The 18,155-nt window shown below is 74.5% G+C and carries 20 protein-coding genes and 1 pseudogene; 10 read left to right on the top strand and 11 right to left on the bottom strand.

Features of this window, described 5'->3' with window-relative positions; genetic code table 11:
* The first annotated feature begins 16 nt into the window (after positions 1–16).
* From ABT403_RS30435 to ABT403_RS30425, 3 genes are all read left to right on the top strand, one after another.
* Complete coding sequence (locus tag ABT403_RS30435; RefSeq protein ID WP_344166894.1) at positions 17–598, top strand: hypothetical protein; 582 nt, start codon at positions 17–19, stop codon at positions 596–598.
* Between the two features lie 118 nt (positions 599–716).
* The gene (locus ABT403_RS30430) at positions 717–1,355 is read left to right on the top strand and encodes an ankyrin repeat domain-containing protein (protein WP_344166896.1); all 639 of its coding nucleotides are present in this window, start codon (positions 717–719) and stop codon (positions 1,353–1,355) included.
* Positions 1,352–2,509 (top strand): YncE family protein, encoded by a 1,158-nt coding sequence (locus ABT403_RS30425; RefSeq protein ID WP_344166898.1) that lies wholly within the window; start codon positions 1,352–1,354, stop codon positions 2,507–2,509. The genes ABT403_RS30430 and ABT403_RS30425 overlap by 4 nt, the downstream gene beginning before the upstream one ends.
* Positions 2,510–2,532: 23 nt before the next feature.
* On the opposite strand, the gene ABT403_RS30420 is transcribed toward ABT403_RS30425, so the two are convergent.
* Together ABT403_RS30420 and ABT403_RS30415 are read right to left on the bottom strand one after the other, a co-directional pair.
* On the bottom strand, positions 2,533–4,065 hold the full coding sequence (locus ABT403_RS30420) for a hypothetical protein (RefSeq protein WP_344166900.1): 1,533 nt from the start codon (positions 4,063–4,065) through the stop codon (positions 2,533–2,535).
* A gap of 90 nt (positions 4,066–4,155) precedes the next feature.
* Positions 4,156–4,569, bottom strand: coding sequence for a VOC family protein (locus ABT403_RS30415; protein ID WP_344166902.1), 414 nt, complete (start codon positions 4,567–4,569; stop codon positions 4,156–4,158).
* A gap of 204 nt (positions 4,570–4,773) precedes the next feature.
* On the opposite strand from ABT403_RS30415, the gene ABT403_RS30410 reads away from it, so the two are divergent.
* Complete coding sequence (locus ABT403_RS30410) at positions 4,774–5,583, top strand: arylamine N-acetyltransferase family protein (protein ID WP_344166904.1); 810 nt, start codon at positions 4,774–4,776, stop codon at positions 5,581–5,583.
* An 18-nt stretch (positions 5,584–5,601) separates the two neighbouring features.
* Here the strand turns inward: ABT403_RS30410 and ABT403_RS30405 are convergent, their stop codons facing one another.
* Positions 5,602–6,450: an NmrA family NAD(P)-binding protein gene (locus tag ABT403_RS30405; RefSeq protein ID WP_344166906.1), complete on the bottom strand. Its 849-nt coding sequence runs from the start codon at positions 6,448–6,450 to the stop codon at positions 5,602–5,604.
* Positions 6,447–6,923, bottom strand: coding sequence for a nuclear transport factor 2 family protein (locus ABT403_RS30400; RefSeq protein ID WP_344166908.1), 477 nt, complete (start codon positions 6,921–6,923; stop codon positions 6,447–6,449). The genes ABT403_RS30405 and ABT403_RS30400 overlap by 4 nt, the downstream gene beginning before the upstream one ends.
* A gap of 97 nt (positions 6,924–7,020) precedes the next feature.
* Between ABT403_RS30400 and ABT403_RS30395 the strand changes: the two genes are divergently transcribed.
* The 3 genes from ABT403_RS30395 to ABT403_RS30385 are packed head-to-tail and all read left to right on the top strand — an operon-like array spanning position 7,021 to position 8,609.
* The gene (locus ABT403_RS30395; protein ID WP_344166910.1) at positions 7,021–7,647 is read left to right on the top strand and encodes a TetR/AcrR family transcriptional regulator; all 627 of its coding nucleotides are present in this window, start codon (positions 7,021–7,023) and stop codon (positions 7,645–7,647) included.
* Positions 7,648–7,689: 42 nt separating this feature from the next.
* Positions 7,690–7,905 carry a hypothetical protein gene (locus tag ABT403_RS30390; protein ID WP_344166912.1) on the top strand — a complete coding sequence of 72 codons (216 nt, stop codon included), beginning with the start codon at positions 7,690–7,692 and terminating at the stop codon, positions 7,903–7,905.
* Between the two features lie 53 nt (positions 7,906–7,958).
* Positions 7,959–8,609 (top strand): HAD family hydrolase, encoded by a 651-nt coding sequence (locus ABT403_RS30385; protein WP_344166914.1) that lies wholly within the window; start codon positions 7,959–7,961, stop codon positions 8,607–8,609.
* 6 nt (positions 8,610–8,615) lie between these two features.
* Here ABT403_RS30385 and ABT403_RS30380 read toward each other — a convergent pair whose 3' ends face one another.
* Complete coding sequence (locus ABT403_RS30380; RefSeq protein ID WP_344166916.1) at positions 8,616–9,266, bottom strand: hypothetical protein; 651 nt, start codon at positions 9,264–9,266, stop codon at positions 8,616–8,618.
* Between the two features lie 368 nt (positions 9,267–9,634).
* Here ABT403_RS30380 and ABT403_RS30375 point away from each other — a divergent pair.
* Together ABT403_RS30375 and ABT403_RS30370 are read left to right on the top strand one after the other, a co-directional pair.
* A pseudogene (locus tag ABT403_RS30375) lies at positions 9,635–10,360 on the top strand (VanW family protein); the annotation flags it as partial.
* A 120-nt stretch (positions 10,361–10,480) separates the two neighbouring features.
* A complete protein-coding gene (locus ABT403_RS30370; protein WP_344166918.1) occupies positions 10,481–10,801 on the top strand; it encodes a hypothetical protein in 321 nt (106 codons plus the stop codon).
* Positions 10,802–10,822: 21 nt separating this feature from the next.
* On the opposite strand, the gene ABT403_RS30365 is transcribed toward ABT403_RS30370, so the two are convergent.
* The 5 genes from ABT403_RS30365 to ABT403_RS30345 form a co-directional block, all read right to left on the bottom strand.
* Positions 10,823–11,425, bottom strand: a complete 603-nt coding sequence (locus ABT403_RS30365) for a GTP-binding protein (RefSeq protein WP_344166920.1) — start codon at positions 11,423–11,425, stop codon at positions 10,823–10,825.
* A complete protein-coding gene (locus tag ABT403_RS30360) occupies positions 11,412–11,825 on the bottom strand; it encodes a DUF742 domain-containing protein (protein ID WP_344166922.1) in 414 nt (137 codons plus the stop codon). The genes ABT403_RS30365 and ABT403_RS30360 overlap by 14 nt, the downstream gene beginning before the upstream one ends.
* Entirely contained in the window at positions 11,783–12,187 is a 405-nt protein-coding gene (locus ABT403_RS30355; protein ID WP_344166924.1) for a roadblock/LC7 domain-containing protein, read from the bottom strand. Before ABT403_RS30355 ends, ABT403_RS30360 begins: the two co-directional genes overlap by 43 nt.
* Positions 12,184–14,514, bottom strand: coding sequence for a sensor histidine kinase (locus ABT403_RS30350; protein WP_344166926.1), 2,331 nt, complete (start codon positions 14,512–14,514; stop codon positions 12,184–12,186). Before ABT403_RS30350 ends, ABT403_RS30355 begins: the two co-directional genes overlap by 4 nt.
* 139 nt (positions 14,515–14,653) lie before the next feature.
* The gene (locus tag ABT403_RS30345; protein ID WP_425580327.1) at positions 14,654–15,841 is read right to left on the bottom strand and encodes an FAD-dependent oxidoreductase; all 1,188 of its coding nucleotides are present in this window, start codon (positions 15,839–15,841) and stop codon (positions 14,654–14,656) included.
* A 374-nt stretch (positions 15,842–16,215) separates the two neighbouring features.
* On the opposite strand from ABT403_RS30345, the gene ABT403_RS30340 reads away from it, so the two are divergent.
* Positions 16,216–16,449, top strand: a complete 234-nt coding sequence (locus ABT403_RS30340; protein ID WP_344166930.1) for a hypothetical protein — start codon at positions 16,216–16,218, stop codon at positions 16,447–16,449.
* Positions 16,450–16,564: 115 nt separating this feature from the next.
* On the opposite strand, the gene ABT403_RS30335 is transcribed toward ABT403_RS30340, so the two are convergent.
* The gene (locus ABT403_RS30335) at positions 16,565–18,151 is read right to left on the bottom strand and encodes a Rossmann-fold NAD(P)-binding domain-containing protein (RefSeq protein WP_344166932.1); all 1,587 of its coding nucleotides are present in this window, start codon (positions 18,149–18,151) and stop codon (positions 16,565–16,567) included.
* Positions 18,152–18,155 lie beyond the last annotated feature (4 nt).

The following is an 18,155-nucleotide window of genomic DNA, read 5'->3' as shown; positions in this document are numbered from 1 at the left end:
GGAGAGGGGCGGGCTCATGTGCACGCTGAGTTGCGCGGCCAGAGAGGCCATGGTGGCGCGGTTCCTGGCGGAGTACCCGGGGGCAGGGCGGCCCGGCGGCGGTGAACACCCCGCGCTGCGGGGCTGCGAGGAGGTCCCCTGGGCCGAGTTGACCGGATGCACCGCGCAGATACCGGCGCTGCTGCACGGGCTGCTCGACCCGGCCGCCGGCCACGAGGCCCAGCGCGTCCTCACCAACACCCTGATGAGCCACATGCTCCTGCTCGGCCCGGCGACGCCGGCCGCCCTGCCCTTCCTCCTGAGGCTCGCCGTCGAGCCGGAACTCCCGGCGCGCGGGCCCCTGCTCGGCTTCCTGGGCTTCGCCGCCGAACTGAGCCGTCCCGCCAGGCCGGGCGAGGAGGACTTCTGGTTCAGCGGCGACGAGCAGCCGGAGGGCGAACGGTGCAGGGCCGCGTTCGCGGCGAACGCGCACCTGGTGCGCGAGCTGGTCGACGACGCGGGCCTGCCCGACGAGGTGCTCGACTCCGAGCTCCGCGCGGACCTCCGGCTGCTCGCGGGACTGCCGGACCCGGCGGCCGCCTCCCCCACGACGGCGTAGCGGACACCGGGACGGCGCGGATCGGCCGATCGGATGACGCGCGGGTCGGCCGGGTGAGCGGGGAGGAGGGGACGGCGGGGGGACCTGCCGCCCCGGCGGGCCGGAGCACGATGGGGGCATGAACCCGCACGACCGACTGCTGCTCGACGCCGCCGGGGCCGGGGACGCGGACGGGGTGCGCGCCGCGCTCGCCGCCGGCGCCGCTCCCGGGACCCGCGACGAGGACCTCCGCACACCGCTCCTGCTCGCCGCGCTCGGCGACCACGTCGACGTCGCCGAGGTGCTGGTCGCCGCCGGCGCCGACCCCGACGCCGCCGACTCCCGTGAGGACACCGCCTGGCTGGTCACCGGGGTGACCGGCAGCGTCCGCATGATGCGGGCCCTGCTCCCGGCCGGCCCCGACCTGACCCGGCGCAACCGGTTCGGCGGGATCTCCGTCATCCCGGCCGCCGAACGCGGGCACGTCGCCTACGTGCGGGCCGTGCTGGCGGAGACGGACATCGACGTCGACCACGTCAACCGGCTCGGCTGGACCGCACTGCTGGAGGCGGTGATCCTCGGCGACGGCGGCTCCCGCCACGAGGAGGTCGTCCGGCTGCTGCTGGCCGCCGGCGCGGACCCGTGGCTCGCCGACTCCCAGGGCGTGACCGCGTACGAGCACGCGGTGCGACGCGGCTTCGACGGCCTGGCGCTGCTCCTGCGGGCGGCGCAGCAACGCTCCGGCCGTGACGGCCGGGGCACCGGGGGCGCCCGGTGAGCCGCCGGGCGCGGGCGCTGCTCGCCGTCGTGCCGGCCGTCGCCGCCCTGCTGGGCGGCTGCACCACGGCGGGCACCACGGCCGGCACCGCGGCCGGCGGCGCCGAGGGCGGCGCGGGGGCGGGCGCGCCCCGCACCGCCGCCCCGCCCGCGCCGGGCGGGACGCCGCTGCCCGCCGGCCGTCCCACTCCCGAAGGGACCCTCCTCCTCGCCGACTTCGGCGCCGACACCGTCACCTTCGTCGACCCCCGGCACGGTCCGGTCGGCTCCGTCACCGTCGGCGCCGCCCCCTACGGGCTGGCCGTCGGCCCGGACGGGCTGGCCTGGGTGGCCACCGCCGAGGGCGTGGCGGCGGTCGACACCCGCACCCGCGCCCGTGTGGCCCGGATCCCGTACACCACGGCCACCGGGCCGGCCGGCACCGGCGAGTACCGGGGCGGGGGCATGGGCATCGCGCTCTCGCCGGACGGCTCGCGCGCCTACGTCGGGGTCAACGTCCCCGGCGGCCGGGGCGTGCTCGAGGTGGTCGACACCGCCGCCCGGAAGGTCACCGCCACCGTGCCGGTGGGCCGCCGCCCCTTCGACGTGGACGTCGCCCGCGACGGCGGCGAGGTGTACGTGACCGGCCACGACTCGTACGACGTCACGGTGGTCGATGCCGCCACCCTCGCGCCGCGCCGGATCGAGGTGGCCCCGTACGGCACGGAGGGCGGCCTCGGCTCCTGGCTCAAACCGCACTACGCGGTCGTGCGCCCCGGGGACGGCCGGCTGCTGCTGCCCTTCGAGGGGGAGCGGCTGGCGGTGGTGGACCCCCGCAGCGGGGCGGTCTCCGTGGAACGGATGACGGCCGGCACCCACCAGCACGGCACCGCCCTCACCCCCGACGGCCGGCTACTCGTCGTGGGCACCGGCGCCGTGGAGGAGGGCGGGGGCCCCTCCCTCACGGTCAGGTCACCCGGCGGCGAGGAGCGGGTGTACCCGCTGGACGGCCCGCACGAGGACGTGGCGGTCTCCCGCGACGGCCGGACGGCGTACGTCACCGGCGGCTACACCCGGGAGGGCTACTGGAACGGGCTGACCGTCGTCGACCTCGCCGACGGCACCGCCCGCCGTCTCCCCGCCGGCACCCGGCCCCTGGGCATCGCCGTCCTGTAGGCCCTCCCGCCCGAGAGGACCGTCTAGCCTCCCTTGAGCCGGCGGTTGATCTCCTCACCGATGCGGCGGTTGATCTCGGCCAGTTGCTCGGGGGTGTAGGCGGTCAGGTCGCCGAGGTCCGGTGGGCCGGCCTGGGGTTTGTCCTTCTTCTGGTCCTCGCGCCGTTTGAGTTCCTGCTCCTCCGGTGAGCCGGGCGCCGCGAACGCGCAGCGGATCAGTGTGCCGTCAGCGGCCTTGAGGCAGGTCGCCTCGCGGCCCGCGATCTGGCCCCGGCCCTCGACCCGGTAGCGGATGTCCTGTTCGCTGCCGATGGTGGCCGTCCAGGTGGTTCCGCCGGTGGGGACGACCTCGAACACCTGGTCGTCGTTGTAGCAGCAGACGTCCCGGTACTCGGCCTTGATCAGCGCGGTGATCGCCTTCGGCGAGGACCAGGTGGGGTCGAGCCGGTGGACGGTCAGGGGCGCCAGGCCGCCGCCCCGGTGGCGGGCGGGAACCGTCGCGACGGCGACGACCGAGCTGGCCTCGCCCTGCGGGGTGAGGGGGGTGACGTAGACGCTGCGTCCGCTGGAGTCCCCGTAGCGCAGGGTGAATTCCGAGTCGTTGCCCTGGTTCGCCCCGTCCTCCGAGGCGTCCCAGCCGCTGCGGTCGAACCACCAGTCGGAGAAGCTGCCGACGGCGACGGCCGACTCCCGCTGCCGGGCGGCCAGGCTGAGCGGGTAGGACGGGCCCGGGATGCCGTCCGTGTCGGTGGTGATGGTGACCTTGCCCGTCCGGCCGTCGTAGAGCGCGACTCCGGCCGGGCGCTCGGTCACGACCAGGATCCCGGTCTGGCGCTTGAGGGGGACGACGACGATGGGCGTGTCGCCCTGGCAGGTCACGTAGGCGTCGCTCGCCTCGAAGCGGACCCAGCGCTTCTGCTCGGAGATCAGCCGGCCCAGGTTGTGCCCGTACCAGCCGCTGATGCGCGCGTCCGCCACGTCCACGTCGAAGGAACAGCGCTGCTGCGAGCGGCCGGTGCCGCCGAGCGGCACCTCCTGCACGAGGCCGACCTCGTACCCGGACAGCCAGCCGCTGCGTTCGACGAGGGTGGCGAACCGGTCCGAGTCGGGAAGGTAGGTGATGTCGGCGATCTCACCGGTGACGTCGCCCAGGTGCGGGGCGGCCTGCGCCTTGCCGACGAGGTAGGGGGCGCGGGGTGCCAGTGCGGGCACCGGCTCGGTGACGATCTCCGTGGCCTGCATGTAGGACCGGTCCTGGAGGTACGCGCCGTAGACCAGCCAGGCGACGGCGAGCGCGAGGCCGGCGACGACGCCCAGGCAGCCGAGGGTCCCCGCCGCTCCCCCCGCCCCGGTCTTCCCGCGCCGCCTGCGCACCAGCCACCACACCGTCCACACCAGGGCGACGAACGCCCCCGCGAGCAGCGGCAGGGACAGCCAGCCGAAGAGCTTGCGCAGCTCCCACACCAGGACGGTGGAGTAGTACGGCGCGTACAGCGGCGCGCACGCCACCAGCACCACGACACCCACCGGTATGCCGATCCGCAGAGCCCGGGCCATCAGCGCCTCCCCCACCGCTTGGTTCGACCCAATTGTGGTGTGTCCGGGCGTAGTTGTCATGGCCGAATACGAACTGCCCTCGTCGGGCCGTCAGGCCGGCCCTTCGATGGCGACGAGTTCGACCTCGAAGCCGTCCGCGTCCTCCAGGTAGGCGGCGTAGGTCCCCTCCCCACCCGCGTACGGATGGCGGTCGGGGAACATCAGCCTCCAGCCGTGCCGTGGCGCCTCGCGGACCAGGGCGTCCACGGCGAGGTGGTCCTCGACGTGGAACGCCAGGTGGTTCAGCCCGGGCCGGCACCGGTCGTGCTCCCCGGCCGTGAGGGCGGGCGACCGTTCGAAGACCAGGTATGTGGCCCCGAGCCGCCAGCTGCGCCCGTCGCCCCAGCTCTGGAACGGCGCGTAGCCGAGGGCCTCCAGCAGCCACCCGAAGGAGACGACGGCCCGTTCCAGGTCGGGGACCCAGATCTCGACGTGGTGCAGGGCGCCGGGGACGGGCCGGGTCATGCCGGCCCCGCCACGGCGGGGCCGGCCGGGACATCGCGGAGCGCCTGCAACTGGTTCCCCTCGTCGGTGTTCCGGCGGTCCCGCGCAGTCTAGGCTCCCGGGTACGCCGCCCTCGCGGGGGCCTGGCCGCGTGCCCGGTCCGCGACCTGACATCAGGGCCGAAGGGGCGTGGCGCGGCGGGACGGGAGGCGCGAGAGTGGGGGCATGGAACCTCTCGGCCCCGCCCGCACCGACGCCTACCTGCGCCGCCTGGGAGCGGCGCGGCCCGCCCGGCCCACCGCCGGCGCGCTGCGCGAGCTGCACCTGTGCCATCTGCGCGCCGTGCCGTTCGAGAACCTGTCGATCCACCTCGGCGAGGACGTCACGCTCACCGGGGACGCCGTCTTCGACAAGGTCGTGACCGCCGGGCGGGGCGGCATCTGCTACGAACTCAACGGCGCCTTCGCCGCGTTGCTGACCTCACTCGGCCACCGCGTGGAGCTCCTCCAGGGCCGGGTCCACGGGAAGGACGGCGCGCCGGGCATCCCCTACGACCACCTGGCGCTGCGCGTCGACGGGCGCTGGCTCGCGGACGTGGGTTTCGGCGACCACAGCGCGTACCCGCTCGACCTGGACGAGCCGGGTGAGCAGAAGGACCCGGGCGGGGTGTTCCTCGTCCGGCCGGCCGCGGACGACGCGGAGCGCGGCGGTGACGGCGACCTGGAGGTGCTGCGCGACGGGGTGCCCGTGTACCGGCTGGAGACCCGCCCCCGCGTGCTGGCCGACTTCGTGACCGGCGCCTGGTGGCACCGCACCAGCCCGGAGTCCGGGTTCACCAGGGGCCCCGTCTGCTCCCGCCTCACCGCGGACGGCGGCCGGATCACCCTGCGGGACCACACCCTCATCACCACCTCGGCGGACGGCGAGCGCGCGGAGCGGGAGCTGGCGGACGACGAGGAGGTACGGGCCCTCTACCGGGCCGAGTTCGGCATCGTGCTCAACCGCCTGCCGGTGCCACTGCACCCCCGGCCCTGAACCCGCACCCGCCCCCGGTCAGCGGCCCGCGAGTTCCCGTTCGGCGAGGGCGCGGAAGCCGCGGGCGGGGCGGCCGGTGAGGCGTTCGACGGTGTCGGTCACCCGGTCCTCCGCCCCCTCGGCGATCGCCCGGTCCATACCGGCCAGCATCGCGGCGAACTCGGCGGGCATCAGGCGGGCGAGCCGCTCGCGCATCTCCTCGTAGGACAGCGGCCGGTGGCGCACGGGCCGGCCGGTCACCTCGGTGACGACGGCGGCGATGTCCGCGTGGCTCAGGGCCTCGGGCCCCGTGAGGACGAGGTCGGTGCCGGGGGCGTGCGGATCGGTGAGGGCCCGGACGGCGACGGCCGCGATGTCGTCGGCGTCGACGAAGCCGACCCGGCCGTCCCCGGCGGCCGTGACGATGACGCCGTCGTCCCTGATGCCGCGGGCGTGCATGTGGTCGCCGGTGAAGTTCTGCATGAACCACGACGGCCGCAGGACCGCCCATTCGTCGAAGACGCCCGGCAGGGCGGCGTGCACCCGGCCGGTCGCGGGCCCGCCCTCGGGAATGGAGGAGGCGCTCAGGAGCACCGCGCGCCGCGCGCCGCGGGCGCGGGCGCGGCGCAGGAAGGGCAGGACGACGGCCTCGGGGTCGGGGTCCCCGACGGGCGGGATCACATAGAGGCGGTCGACGCCGTCGAGGGCGGGGTCGTGGGTGTCCGGGTCGTACCAGTCGAAGCGGACCGGCTCGGCTCCGGCGACCGGGACTCCCCCGCGGCTCGCCGCCTTGACCGGGTGGCCGGCGGCCGCCAGGAGGGCGGCGGTGCGGCTGCCGGTGGTACCGGTGGCGCCGATGACGAGGGTGGCCGGGGCGGCGGCGGTCATCGGGCGCTCTCCACGAGTACGGCGCCGGGTCCGAGGGCGGCGAGGGGGTTCCAGTAGTCGCGGTAGGCGGTGATGAGGCCGTCGGCGTCGTAGCCGACGACGGCGACGTACGTCATGTCGTACGGGTCCGAGGTGCGCACCAGCCGTCCGGTGGCACGCATCTCGACCACGATGGTCCGGGGGTCGGCGGTCTCGTGGATCCGCAGGTCGGCCTCGGGGAAGTCGTGCAGGTCGATGTGGTCGGGGTAGGGGCGCATGTAGTCGGCGACGGCCTTCCGGCCCTCCAGCCGCCGGGGCCACCCCGGGGGCGCGAACGGGAACTCCATCACCCCGTCCTCGGCCCACAGGCCGACCCAGCCGGCGATGTCCCCGGCGAGCAGCAGCCGCAGGCCGTGGCGGTACAGCTCGGCCGGCGAGGCCGGTACGGCTCCGGGTGCGGCTCCGGCACCGGGTGCGGGTGCGGTTTCGGACATGGGTGTCCCTCCCTCTCGTACGCCTCATAGAATGCGGACCGTGGGTCCGGTTAGAACGATACGGACCCTCGGTCCGTTTTTCAATCGGAGGAACCGCGTGCCCGAACCCGAGCGCAAGACCCGCAAGGACGCCGCCCGCAACCAGCGGGCCGTCCTGGAGGCGGCCGACGCCCTCTTCGCCCGCGCCGAGAGCCCCGAGGACCTGACCATGGCCGGCGTCGCGGCGGCCGCCGGGGTCGGCAAGGGCACGGTCTTCCGCGCCTTCGGCGACCGCGCGGGCCTGCTGCGCGCCCTGTACGAGGCCCGGCTCGAACCCGTCCGGGAGGCCGTCGAGAGCGGCCCGCCCCCGCTGGGCCCCGGAACCCCGCCGCAGGAGCGCGCACCGGCCCTGCTCGACGCCGTCCTGTGCTTCAAGCTCGACAACCGCCGCCTCGCACTCGCCCTGGAGGCGAGCGGCGGCGGCACGCTCTACCAGGCGGAGCACTACGAGCGCTGGCACGCCCTGCTGCGGTCGGTGCTGGCGGGGATCCCGGGGTTCGCCGACCCCGGCTTCACCGCCCACGCCCTGCTCGCGGCCACCCGCGCCGACCTCGTCGAGCGGCTGGCCGGAGCGGAGGGTGTCCCGCGCCAGGAGCTGCGGGCCCGGCTGGCGCGCTACGCGGAGCGGGTCGTGAGGGCCCCGGGCCCGGCGCCGGAGTCGCTGCCCGGCAACACCGCCCGGTAACGGTCCCCAGTAACCGACGGGCGGGCCGGGCGTTGGGTGCGTGTGACACTTGACGATCTGTACACCGACGTCGTGGCCGAGGAAGTCGACGCGGACGCCGGCGCCGGGCCCGAGCGGCTGCCGATGCTCACCTACCGCGAGGCCGTCCTCGCCCTGGCGGTCCTCGGGGCCGTCGCGGAGGGCGAGACCGGCGAGGAGGTACGCACCACCGCGCGCGCCCTGGGCACCCGGCTCGGCATGCGCCTGCCCGCCACCTGAGCCGCCCGGCCTCCCGCGCAGGCGGCGCTCACCCGGGGCCCTATCCTGCGGGGATGATCAAGCCGATTGAACTCGTCATATTCGACTGCGACGGCGTCCTCGTCGACAGCGAACGCATCGCCGCGCGGGTACAGGTCGCCCTCGGGGCCCAGCTGGGCTGGCCGCTCACCGAGGACGAGGTCGTGGACCGGTTCATCGGGCGCTCGCACGCCGCCATCCGGGAACAGGTCGCCGAGCGGCTCGGCGAGGAGACGGCCGCGGTGTGGTCCGAGCGGTTCGAGGAGCTCCACCGCGAGGCCGTGGACGCCGGCCTCACCCCCGTGGACGGGCTGCCGGAGGCCCTCGACGCGCTGGCCCTGCCGACCTGCGTCGCCTCCAGCGGGTCGCACGACAAGATGCGGCACACCCTCGGCCGGACCGGGCTCTACGAGCGGTTCGCCGGCCGCATCTACAGCGCCGGCGAGGTCGCGCGCGGAAAGCCCGCCCCGGACCTGTTCCTGCACGCGGCCCGGAGCATGGGCGTGGACCCGGCGGCCTGCGTCGTGGTCGAGGACAGCCGGCCCGGGGTCCGCGCCGCCCGCGCGGCCGGCATGCGCTCCCTCGGCTACGCGGGCGGCCTGACCCCGGCCGAGCGGCTGGCGGGCCCGGACACCACGGTCTTCCACGACATGCGCGAACTGCCCGCGCTCATCGCCCGCCTGTAGCCGGCGTCAGCCCCGGGGGTGGCCCGGGTGGCCCTGCCAGGGCTGCTGCTGCGGGGGCCACGGAGCCGCCGCCCGGGCGCTGCGGAGCAGGGCGTCGAAGCGGGCGTACAGCTCGTGGGCCTGTTCGGGGGCGGGGGTGAAGGCGATGACGGTGCCGTCGGTGTGCTGGACCGTCACCACGCTCCCGCCGCGCGGCCCGGGCTGGTGCCACACCCCGGCGAGGGCCGTCGCCGGTATCGGGTCCGGTTCACCGCCGGAGCGGCCACCGCCCCGCCCACCGCGCCGCAGTGCCCGCCGGTAGCCCGGGATGAGGAGGGCGGGGAAGGTCACCACGGCGACCAGGAAGAGCGCGACGCCCGCGACGACCCCGCCGACCCACTGCACCAGCGCGATCACGGCCCCGTAACAGAGCGCGACGAGGAACACCACCATCGAGGCGTTGACGGCCGCCTCGGGAGCCCCGTTCTTGCGCAGCAGGGTGAAGACGCCCAGCGAGGCGAGCATCACCAGCAGGGTGACGCATCCGGCCCCCTCGCCGAGGAAGGTGTCGGCGAGGGAGTCCTCGCGCTGGTCCGGCTTGACGGCGTAGCCGTGGTCGTGGAACTGGACGGTGGACCGGCCGCCCGGCGTGGCATTCACGCCCTTGATCGCGTACATGACGATCACGCTAGCGGCAGCCTCCGGCCGCCCTGCCCCGGGGTCCGCTTTCGGCCCAGGTCAGCGACGTGCGGACGCTGCGGCGGGTGCGGTTCCCCCACGGTCGGCCACCCCCGCTCCCGGAGGGCCGGGCGTGAGAACCCGCACATTTTTGTCCCTTTTGACCAAAATCGCTGGATCCTTGTCTGCGGCCCAACCCAGCCCCCGTCCCCAGGAGAGACATGCGACTCGCACACCGCCTGCCCGCGCTGACGGGGGCCGCCGCACTCGGCCTCTGCCTGACCCTGCTGATCCCGGCGGGTCACGCCTCCGGCGCCGAGGCGCCGCCGGCCGCGGCCAAGGGCTTGGGCGAAGTGGTGGCGGCCCCGCAGACGGTGTCCTCCTTCACGGTGCACTTCCCCGCCGCCGCCTACCGGACCACGAACATCGGGCGGGCCGTGGAGCTGATCAACGGGTCGGTGGTGCGTCCCGGAGAGACCTGGAGCTTCAACCGGACGGTCGGCGAGCGCACCCCGGAGAACGGCTTCGTCGACGGCATCATGATCAACGACGGCCGGTACGTGAAGTCGCCCGGCGGCGGCGTCTCCAGCGTGGCCACCGCCCTGTACAACGCCGTGTTCTTCGCCGGCGCCGAATTCGTCGAGCACGGCGCCCACTCCTTCTACATCGAGCGCTACCCCGAGGGCCGCGAGGCCACCGTCGCCTGGGGCACCCTGGACCTGCGCTGGAGGAACGACTCCGGCCATCCCCTCACCATCCGGGCCGAGTCCACCGACACCTCGGTGACGATCACCCTGCTCGGCACGAAGAAGTACGACGCGATACGCGCCACCCAGGGCCCCCGTACCCACGTCACCCCGCCCGCCAAGCGCGAGGCGTCCGGCCCGGACTGCGAGGCGCAGACCCCCCTCGAAGGGTTCGACGTGGCGGTGGACCGCGTGTTCGTCCGGCAGGGCCAAGAGGTCAGGCGGCAGACGTTCCGCACCCACTACACCCCCCGCGACGAGGTCGTCTGCGCCGCCGAACCCTCGCCGAGCCCCTCCCCCACGGCGGCCCCGGCCTCCTCCCCCGCGCCGCGGCCGAGCGGCGGCTGACCGCCCCCGGGAGGGCATGACGCGAATGCTCACCAGGTTGGCCGAAACCCGGACTCCCTGGCGCCCGCCGCACTGACCTAGCCTGCGGTCCGAACCAGGACCGAAACCGGGGGGACCCACGTGACGCGGGAGACCAGGGCGCACGGGCAGGGCAGGGAGGACGCCGGTCTCGACGCGGTGCTCTGGGGGTGCTGCCGCGCCGGGACCGGATGGTTCTGGATGGCCCGCTACACCGCGTGGGACGGCACGGTACGGCGCACCGCGCACGGCTGGCGCGAGACGCGGGACGACGCCACCCGCGCGGGGGCCGCCGCCGCCCGGAACCTGGCGGCCGGGACCCGCGCGCAGGTGTTCCTGCGCCACCGGGCCGCCGAGTACGCCCTGCGGGTGCTGCTGGAGGAGAGCGGGGCCCTGGCCGCGCACCGGCCCGCGCCCCTGTGACGCGGCCGCGTCAGGCGCCCGTCAGACGCCGGACGGGGCCCCCGCACGGGCGATGACCAGGTCGAGCAGGGACAGCAGGCAGTCGCGCGCGTCGGCCCGGGAGCGGGCGTCCAGCAGGAGCACCGGGGTGGCCGGGTCCCGCAGGTGCAGGGCGGCGGCGATCTCCTCGGCGGTGTAGGGCTGCTCGCCGTGGAAGCAGTTCGCGCCGACCACGAAGGGCAGCCCGCGGCTCTCGAAGAAGTCGATCGCCGGGAATCCCCGGTCCAGGCGCCGGGTGTCGACGAGCACGAGCGCCCCCAGGGCCCCGCTGAGCAGGTCGTCCCACATGAACCAGAACCGCTCCTGGCCGGGGGTCCCGAACAGGTAGAGGACGACCCCGGCGTCGGCCAGGGTGATCCGGCCGAAGTCCATGGCGACGGTGGTCAGCGTCTTGGACTCGATGCCGTCGAGGTCGTCGACGCCGACGCCCGCGCTGGTCAGCCGTTCCTCCGTGCGCAGCGGCTCGATCTCGGAGACCGCCTCGACCAGGGTCGTCTTGCCGACTCCGAACCCGCCGGCGATGAGGATCTTGACCGGGGCGGCCCCCCGGGCGTCGGGGGCGTCGGAGGTGTCATATCCGGGCAAGGTTGTCCCTGATTTTCATGAGCAGGTGGACATTGGTGGTCTCGGCGCCCTCCAGGGGCGGCCGGTGGTCGATCAGCCCGCGGTCGGCGAGTTCGCCCAGCAGGAGCGTCATCGGGGTCAGGCGCATGTGCATGCGGGCGGCGATCTCGGCGACCGCCATCCCGCCCGGCGGCGCGCACAGGGCGAGGACGGTCCGCCATTCGGTGGCGAGCCCGGCGTCGTCCTCGTCCGCGGGGACCGCCGCCACGATGGTGGTGTCCATCGTGAGGACGGTCTGCGGGGCGGCGGTCGTCCGGCCGTCGGTGAGCGCGTACAGCCGGGTCCGGCGAGGCCTTCGGCGCTGCGGCTCGTCCGGCATCAGCTGTTCGGCGAGGTGGTGCGCTCGGGGGTGCCGAGCCACTCGCCGAGCGCCTGGGCGGTCCGTACGGCCTCGCCGCCGAGCTCGCCGAGCCGGGCCTTGCGGTTGGTCACCACGATGAGCGTGCTGCCCTCCCCGCACCCGACGACGCAGAGGTAGCGGTCGTCCATCTCCACCAGCTGGCGGATGACGCGGCCGCCGTCGATCTCCCGGGAGATCGCCTTCATGGTGGCGGCGATGCCGGAGGAGGCGGCCGCGATGCGCTCGGCCTGGTCCCGCTCCAGCAGATAGGCGCTGAGCTTGATGCCGTCGTTGGACAGGAGCACGGCTCCCTGGATGCCGGCGATCCTGCTCAGGTTGTTGTCCAGGATGCCGTAGATCATGTCGCTGGCTGTCGTCGTCATGGCTGGTCCGCTCCGAGCTCTTCTTCCACTTTCTTGGTCCCCTCTTCGTAGTCCGCCCAGGCGTCGGCCACCTCTTCGGGGGTCGCCGCGTCCCGGCCGGTCTCCGGCTCCGGGGCGCGCGGGCCGCGCAGTTGCCGGGTGAGATGGGTCTGCGGGACGCGCTCGGGCAGGGCCGGCCGTGCGCCGGCGGCGGTGGCCGTGGCGCGGGTGGGCAGCGCCCGCTTCGGGCCGGGTGCGGGAGCGGTGTCGTCGTGCGCGGGCTCCGGCGCGCTCTCGCGTACGGGTGTGCGTACGGGCGCGGGCGCCGTGGCGGGCCCCGGTTCGCGGACGGGCCTGGGCCCGGGTTCCGTGCGCGCGGCGGCGGGCGTCAGCAGGGAGCCCGGCAGGATCACCACGGCCGCCGTGCCCCCGTACACCGAGCGCCGCAGCGTGACGCGGGCCTGGAGCTGGTCGGCGAGGTGGCCGACGACGAAGAGCCCGAGGCGGTGCGCGTTCTCGGCGAGGACGGAGTAGGGCGGCGCCGAGTGCAGGCGCTCGTTCATGGCCTCGTACCCGGCGGGCGTCACGCGCGGTCCGCGGTCCTCGATCTCGACGGACAGCCCGTCGGCCACGAGTTCGGCACGGACGACCACCTTCGAGCGGGGCGGCGAGAACCGGGTGGCGTTGTCCAGCAGTTCGGCCAGCAGGTGGCTGATCTGGCTGATCGCGTGCGGCCGCACGCTCGCCTCGTCCAGGGCCTGCCGTTCGATGCGGCGGAAGTCCTCGACCTCGGCGGCGGCCTCGCGCAGCAGGTCGGCGACGCGCATGGGGTCGGTGTGCGGGTCGGGGATCTCGCCGCCGGCGAGGATGAGCAGGTTCTCGATCTGGCGCCGCATGCCCACGGTCAGCTGGTCGGACCGCATCAGCTGGCCCAGGAGCGCCTCGTCGTGGCCGAAGGCGTCCTGGAGGTCCTCGGTCAGGCTCAGCTGGCGGCTGACGAGGTTTCCGGTGCGGGAGGCGATGCCCGAGGCGAACAGGCCGAAGCCGTGCCGCTCGGCGGCGAGCTGCCGGTGGCCGTCGACCGAGGCGGCGACCACGCGGGCGAAGGCGTCGGCGATCTGCCCGACCTCGTCCTGGCGTCCGCGCACGGCCGGCAGCGCCTCCTCGTCGACGGCCTCGCCGCGCTGGAGCCGGGCCACCACGTCGGGCAGGGTCTCCTCGGCGATGGCGACCGTACGGCTGTGCAGGCGGCCCAGGCGGCGCAGGACCGAGCGGGTGGTGAGGACGACGACCGCGGTGACCAGCAGCAGGGCGCCGCCGCTGGCCCCGATCAGCCAGAGGACCTCGGCCTCCAGCTCGGAGGCCTTGGCGTCGGCGTCCGCCAGCAGGCTGCGGGCCCGGTCCGTGTTGAGCTCGGCCAGGCGCGGGGCGAAGACGCGGTACGCGGCGGGCCACTCGCCGACGTCGGCCGGCAGCTTCACGCCGGTCGCGGTGTCCTTGTGGTTGGCGATGACCGCGTTCTCGACGCGGAGTTTGGTCTGCCAGGCGTCCGAGCCGGCGAGCTTGTCGTACGCGGCCAGTTCGGCGGGCGGCAGGTACGGCACGATCCAGGTGTCGTAGAGGTAGTGGTGCGTGCTGACGGCGTCGAGGAACTGGGAGAAGCCGGTTGCGGCGAGCTCGCGGGAGGGGCCGGCCAGTGCGAGGGCCGTGTCCTCGCGGGCGACCATCTCGGTGGCCGAGAAGAGGGAGACGGCCGGCTTGCTCTCCTGGGCGAGTTCGGCGTCCTGGGCGTGGCCGAACTCGTCCTGGTAGGCGCGGATGATGTCGTCGATCACGCCGGTGTAGTAGCCGACCACCTGGTCGGCGCTGCCGCTGTGGGCGTCGGCGCGCTTGCGGTACGCGGTGAGCACGTCGAGCCGCCCGCTCACGGTGTCCAGGCGCCCCCCGCCGTCACCGTCACCGCCACCGTCACCGTCCTGCGCCGGGCCGTCACCGCCGCCCGATATGCGGCGGACCACCGCCGCCGCGCGGTCGGTCGCGGCCCTGCGCTCACGCAGGACGTCCTCTTCCACGGGCGAGCCCGCCCAGCGGGCCGCGGTCAGCGCCCGCTCGGCCTGGAGCTCGTTCATCAGCCTGACCAGCGGCACGCCGATCCGCTCGCCGGCCTCCACGTCGGCGCGCAGGTGCTCCGACTGGGCCAGCAGGTGCTGGGCGGTGACGGCGGTCTGGGTACCCATCGCCACGGTGGGGACGACGGCCAGGCACACCAGCATCGTGCGCAGGCGCACGGTGCGGCGGCGCCGGACGGGCGGCGGGCTCGGTGGGCCTTCGGGTGCCATCGCAGACATCGGTCCTCGGGAGCGGCGGAGACGGGCCTGGACGCGGGCATGGGGGAACTGCCGACACGGCCCTGTGGGGTGAGGATGCCGATCATATCCAGCCAGTCCGAATAAACGGAGACCCTACTTCCACACCGCTGTGCGGAGGTCAGCGCAGAGACTCCGCGGGGGGTCGCTCGCGCAGGGCGCCGTAGCCGATGAAGTAGGCGGGGACGCGATTGAGCCAGCGGGAGTTGGTGACGAGTTCCGTCACGCGCTGTGCTCGGCGGGGGTCGCCGAAGGCGGGGCGGCCCGCCAGCAGGGGTTCGATGACCCGGGCGTGGGCGAGCCGCTGGAGGCCCTGGGTCGCCACCGTGGTGGGCCAGCGCCGCAGTTGGACGCGGCGCACGTCGTGCAGTCCCACCGTGCCCTCCCGCAGCGGGCGCACCAGATGGCGGGCCGCGGCCACCGCGTCCTGGACGGCCAGGTTGATGCCGATGCCGAAGACGGGCGACATGGCGTGGGCGGCGTCCCCGATGCACAGCAGGCCCGGGCGGTGCCAGCGGCGCAGCCGGTCGAGCCGTACGTCGAGCAGTTTGACCTCGTCCCAGGAGGTGACGGACCCGGCCCGGCCGGCGAGCCACGGCACGGCGTCCGTGAAGCGGGTCATGAAGCGCTCCAGCCCCTCGGCGCGGCGTTCGGCGTCCGTCCCCTTGGGGATGAGCGCCGCGCACTGCCAGTAGTCGCCCCGGTCGATGAGGGCGGTGAAGAAGCGGTCGCCGAGGCCTCCGAGGAGCCCGCTGGGGTCGTCCTCGTGGCGCGGCAGGCGGAACCACCAGGCGTCCATGGGGCAGGCGAAGCCCTCCAGGCCGAGTTCGGGCAGGGTCCTGGCCAGCGAGCCGCGCCCGTCGCAGGCCACGGTGAGCGTGGCCCGCAGCTCGCCGGTGCGGCCGTCGGCGGTGCGGTGGCGCACGCCCGTGACGCGGCCGTGCTCCATGAGGAAGGAGGTGGCCTCGGTGTCCATGCGCAGCCGGAAGGAGGGTTCCTTGCGCGCCTCGTCGGCGAGGAGGTCGAGGAGGTCCCACTGCGGCACCATCGCGATGTAGTTGTACTTGCCGTGCAGCGCCGCGATGTTCCCCACCGTGACGAGCGACCGGTCGGGCCCGACGGGCAATTGGACGGAGGTAACGCGGCGCTGCGGGAGCCGGGCGAAGCGTTCGGCGAGGCCGATGTCGTCCAGCAGCGACAGGGTCGAGGGGTGGACGGTGTCACCGCGGAAGTCGCGCAGGAAGTCCCCGTGCTTCTCCAGCACCGTGACCTCGACCCCGGCGCGGGCCAGCAACAGCCCCAGCACCATGCCGGCCGGCCCGCCTCCCACCACGCAGCACGTCGTGCGTTCCTGTTCCACAGCGGCACATCCCTTCCCGGGAATTCGGGTGTCCGGCTCCGGGCCGCCGCCCGAGGTGACGACTCACAGGTAGGTGACTAGCATGGTCAGAAGTGGTCCGCCACCGCGCGAGCGGGTGATTCACCTGCGTCGACGCGGACGGACCGGTGACGAGCGGTCCAGCCCATGGGTCCGTGGCTCGAACAGCCACGTTGACGGCGGATACGCCCCCTCCCCGCACGTTTATCGGGTCATGACGAAATCTCCGTGCCGGTCGGCGAAAGGAGGCGGAAACCGCTTGGCGCCGTGTCAGCGCGGCGCAGGGACGAGAAGGGTTCGAAACCATGCAAGCTCTGAGAGTGAAGCGGCTGTTCGCGGCGTCCGCGATCGGCGTCCTGCTGGCCGGCGGCGCCGCCATGGGTGCGGCGGGTACGGCCTCCGCGGCGGTGCCCACGCACGCGGTCACGTACGTCAGCCACGGTGGTGGCTGGGACGATGACGACTGGGGCTACGGCCACGGCCACGGCTGGTACGACGACGATGACGACTGGGGCGGCGGGTACGACGACTGCGGCTGACTGAGGAGCCGTACGCCCACAGGCTGTACGGACCGCCGGGCCGGCGGTCCGTACAGCGGCGTGCGTGCGGGGCGTCCGGGCCGCCGCGCTCGCGGGTCCCGTGGTCCGGGCAGGGTCAGCGGCGCCGGGGGGCCGGGCGGGACGCGGCGTTCGGGCCGTAGCGGTCGTAGTAGTCCTGGAGGAGGCCCGACTCCTCCAGCACGGCGTCGGCCCAGGTGCGGTCGAGGCCGGGGGCCGCGGGGCGGGTGGCCACGGCGCAGGCGCCGGTGAGCATGCCCGCGTAGACGAGGTCGGAGTGCAGGTTGCTGATGCTGTCCGTCTCGTGGAAGTTGACGGGCCGTCCGCCGGCCAGCACCGTGACGTCGACCCCGCCGGGCAGGACGTGGGTGCGTGACGAGGGGCGGGTGACGGGGTCCCCTTCGGCCAGGGCGTCGAGGGCGGGGAGGTCGAACTCGATGTCGCGGCTGCTGACGCTGGCCAGGTGGGCGGGGCGCCGGAAGGCGCGGAACTCGCGGGTGGACAGGCTGGTGCGGCCGGTGACCCCGAAGACGAGCAGCGGTTCGTGCCGGTCGATCAGGGTGGGCAGGTCCCGGTCGGTGACGTAGCCGCTCTCGTGGGCGTCGATGAGCTGGAGGATGTCGGCGTCGTGCACGGCGACCCGCATGCGGCGCTGGGTGAGCAGGGCGGCGATCTGGGCGCCGACGTTGCCGTAGCCGACGACGAGGGCGGGCTGGCCCTCGATCTTCAGCGCGGGCAGCAGTTCCAGGGCCGTGGTCACGGCCTTCTCGGCTATCCAGTACGACTCTATACGTCCCTTCAGGCGGGACTGGGCCACCGAGAACACGGGGAAGGGCAGCTGCGCCTCACGGCCCTGGAGCTTGTAGATCCCGGACATGGTCTGCTCGACCACCCCCGCCCACCGCCCCGCTCCGGCCGCCGGGCGCTCCCCGGCGCGGGCCCGGTCCAGCAGGGCGGGTGCGACGTAGCCGCCGTCGTCCAGGGCCAGGCAGCGCAGGCCCCTGCGGCGGGCGCGTTCGGTGTGCTCGTGCACGGCCGCCGGATCGCCGGCGTCGACGACCCGTACGCCCTGTTCGGCGAGGTGGCCGTGGACGCGGTGGCGCCACTGATAGGCGTAGTCCTTGCGCAGGACCGTCATCGCGTCCAGCGGGGCGCCGAGTTCGGCGAGGCAGCCGACGAGGTGGACGAGGTCGGTCAGGAAGTGACCGGTGACCAGCACCGCGTGGCCGGCGAGGGGCTTGCCGGGGCGCAGGCGGGCGACGGCGGCGCTCATCAGCGGCAGTTCCCCCGCGACGCGGACCAGTTCGTGCGCGGAGAGCGCCTGGCGGTGCCAGACCTCGGCCCAGTGCTCCAGTGAGGCCGGTGAGGGGGTCGTGCCGCTGCCCGAGAGGCGCAGGTTCAGGCGCAGCAGGGGCGATCCGGCGCCGTCGCGGCGCATCTCGGTGGAGACGTACATCGCCGCGTGCAGGCCCGGTTCGAGGCGGGCGGTGAGCTCCCCGCCGGCCTGGGTGAGCACGGCGTCCGGCCCGGCGGCCTCGCACAGGCGGCGGGCCGCGTGGTGCAGGAGGCGAGGGCCGTCCTCGGGGTCGCCGGCCACCTCGACCGCCGTCGCCGCGAAGGAGACCGGGCCGTCGGCGCGGTGGTCCGGGCGCGGGGCGGTCAGGGTATTCGATTCTCGGTCCACAGGA

The sequence above is a fragment of the Streptomyces sp. NPDC000075 genome (assembly GCF_040301925.1).
GTDB lineage: Bacteria > Actinomycetota > Actinomycetes > Streptomycetales > Streptomycetaceae > Streptomyces > Streptomyces polychromogenes.
This window is presented reverse-complemented; position numbering and strand designations above follow the sequence as displayed.

What these genes read in the sequence shown, in the direction of transcription:
- ABT403_RS30400 (WP_344166908.1), bottom strand. Translation starts at nt 6,923, where the DNA reads ATGTCCGAAACCGCACCCGCACCCGGTGCCGGAGCCGCACCCGGAGCC.
- ABT403_RS30430 (WP_344166896.1), top strand. Translation starts at nt 717, where the DNA reads ATGAACCCGCACGACCGACTGCTGCTCGACGCCGCCGGGGCCGGGGAC.
- ABT403_RS30405 (WP_344166906.1), bottom strand. Translation starts at nt 6,450, where the DNA reads ATGACCGCCGCCGCCCCGGCCACCCTCGTCATCGGCGCCACCGGTACC.
- ABT403_RS30410 (WP_344166904.1), top strand. Translation starts at nt 4,774, where the DNA reads ATGGAACCTCTCGGCCCCGCCCGCACCGACGCCTACCTGCGCCGCCTG.
- ABT403_RS30350 (WP_344166926.1), bottom strand. Translation starts at nt 14,514, where the DNA reads ATGTCTGCGATGGCACCCGAAGGCCCACCGAGCCCGCCGCCCGTCCGG.
- ABT403_RS30420 (WP_344166900.1), bottom strand. Translation starts at nt 4,065, where the DNA reads ATGGCCCGGGCTCTGCGGATCGGCATACCGGTGGGTGTCGTGGTGCTG.
- ABT403_RS30345 (WP_425580327.1), bottom strand. Translation starts at nt 15,841, where the DNA reads ATGGTGCTGGGGCTGTTGCTGGCCCGCGCCGGGGTCGAGGTCACGGTG.
- ABT403_RS30355 (WP_344166924.1), bottom strand. Translation starts at nt 12,187, where the DNA reads ATGACGACGACAGCCAGCGACATGATCTACGGCATCCTGGACAACAAC.
- ABT403_RS30435 (WP_344166894.1), top strand. Translation starts at nt 17, where the DNA reads ATGTGCACGCTGAGTTGCGCGGCCAGAGAGGCCATGGTGGCGCGGTTC.
- ABT403_RS30385 (WP_344166914.1), top strand. Translation starts at nt 7,959, where the DNA reads ATGATCAAGCCGATTGAACTCGTCATATTCGACTGCGACGGCGTCCTC.
- ABT403_RS30380 (WP_344166916.1), bottom strand. Translation starts at nt 9,266, where the DNA reads ATGTACGCGATCAAGGGCGTGAATGCCACGCCGGGCGGCCGGTCCACC.
- ABT403_RS30340 (WP_344166930.1), top strand. Translation starts at nt 16,216, where the DNA reads ATGCAAGCTCTGAGAGTGAAGCGGCTGTTCGCGGCGTCCGCGATCGGC.
- ABT403_RS30415 (WP_344166902.1), bottom strand. Translation starts at nt 4,569, where the DNA reads ATGACCCGGCCCGTCCCCGGCGCCCTGCACCACGTCGAGATCTGGGTC.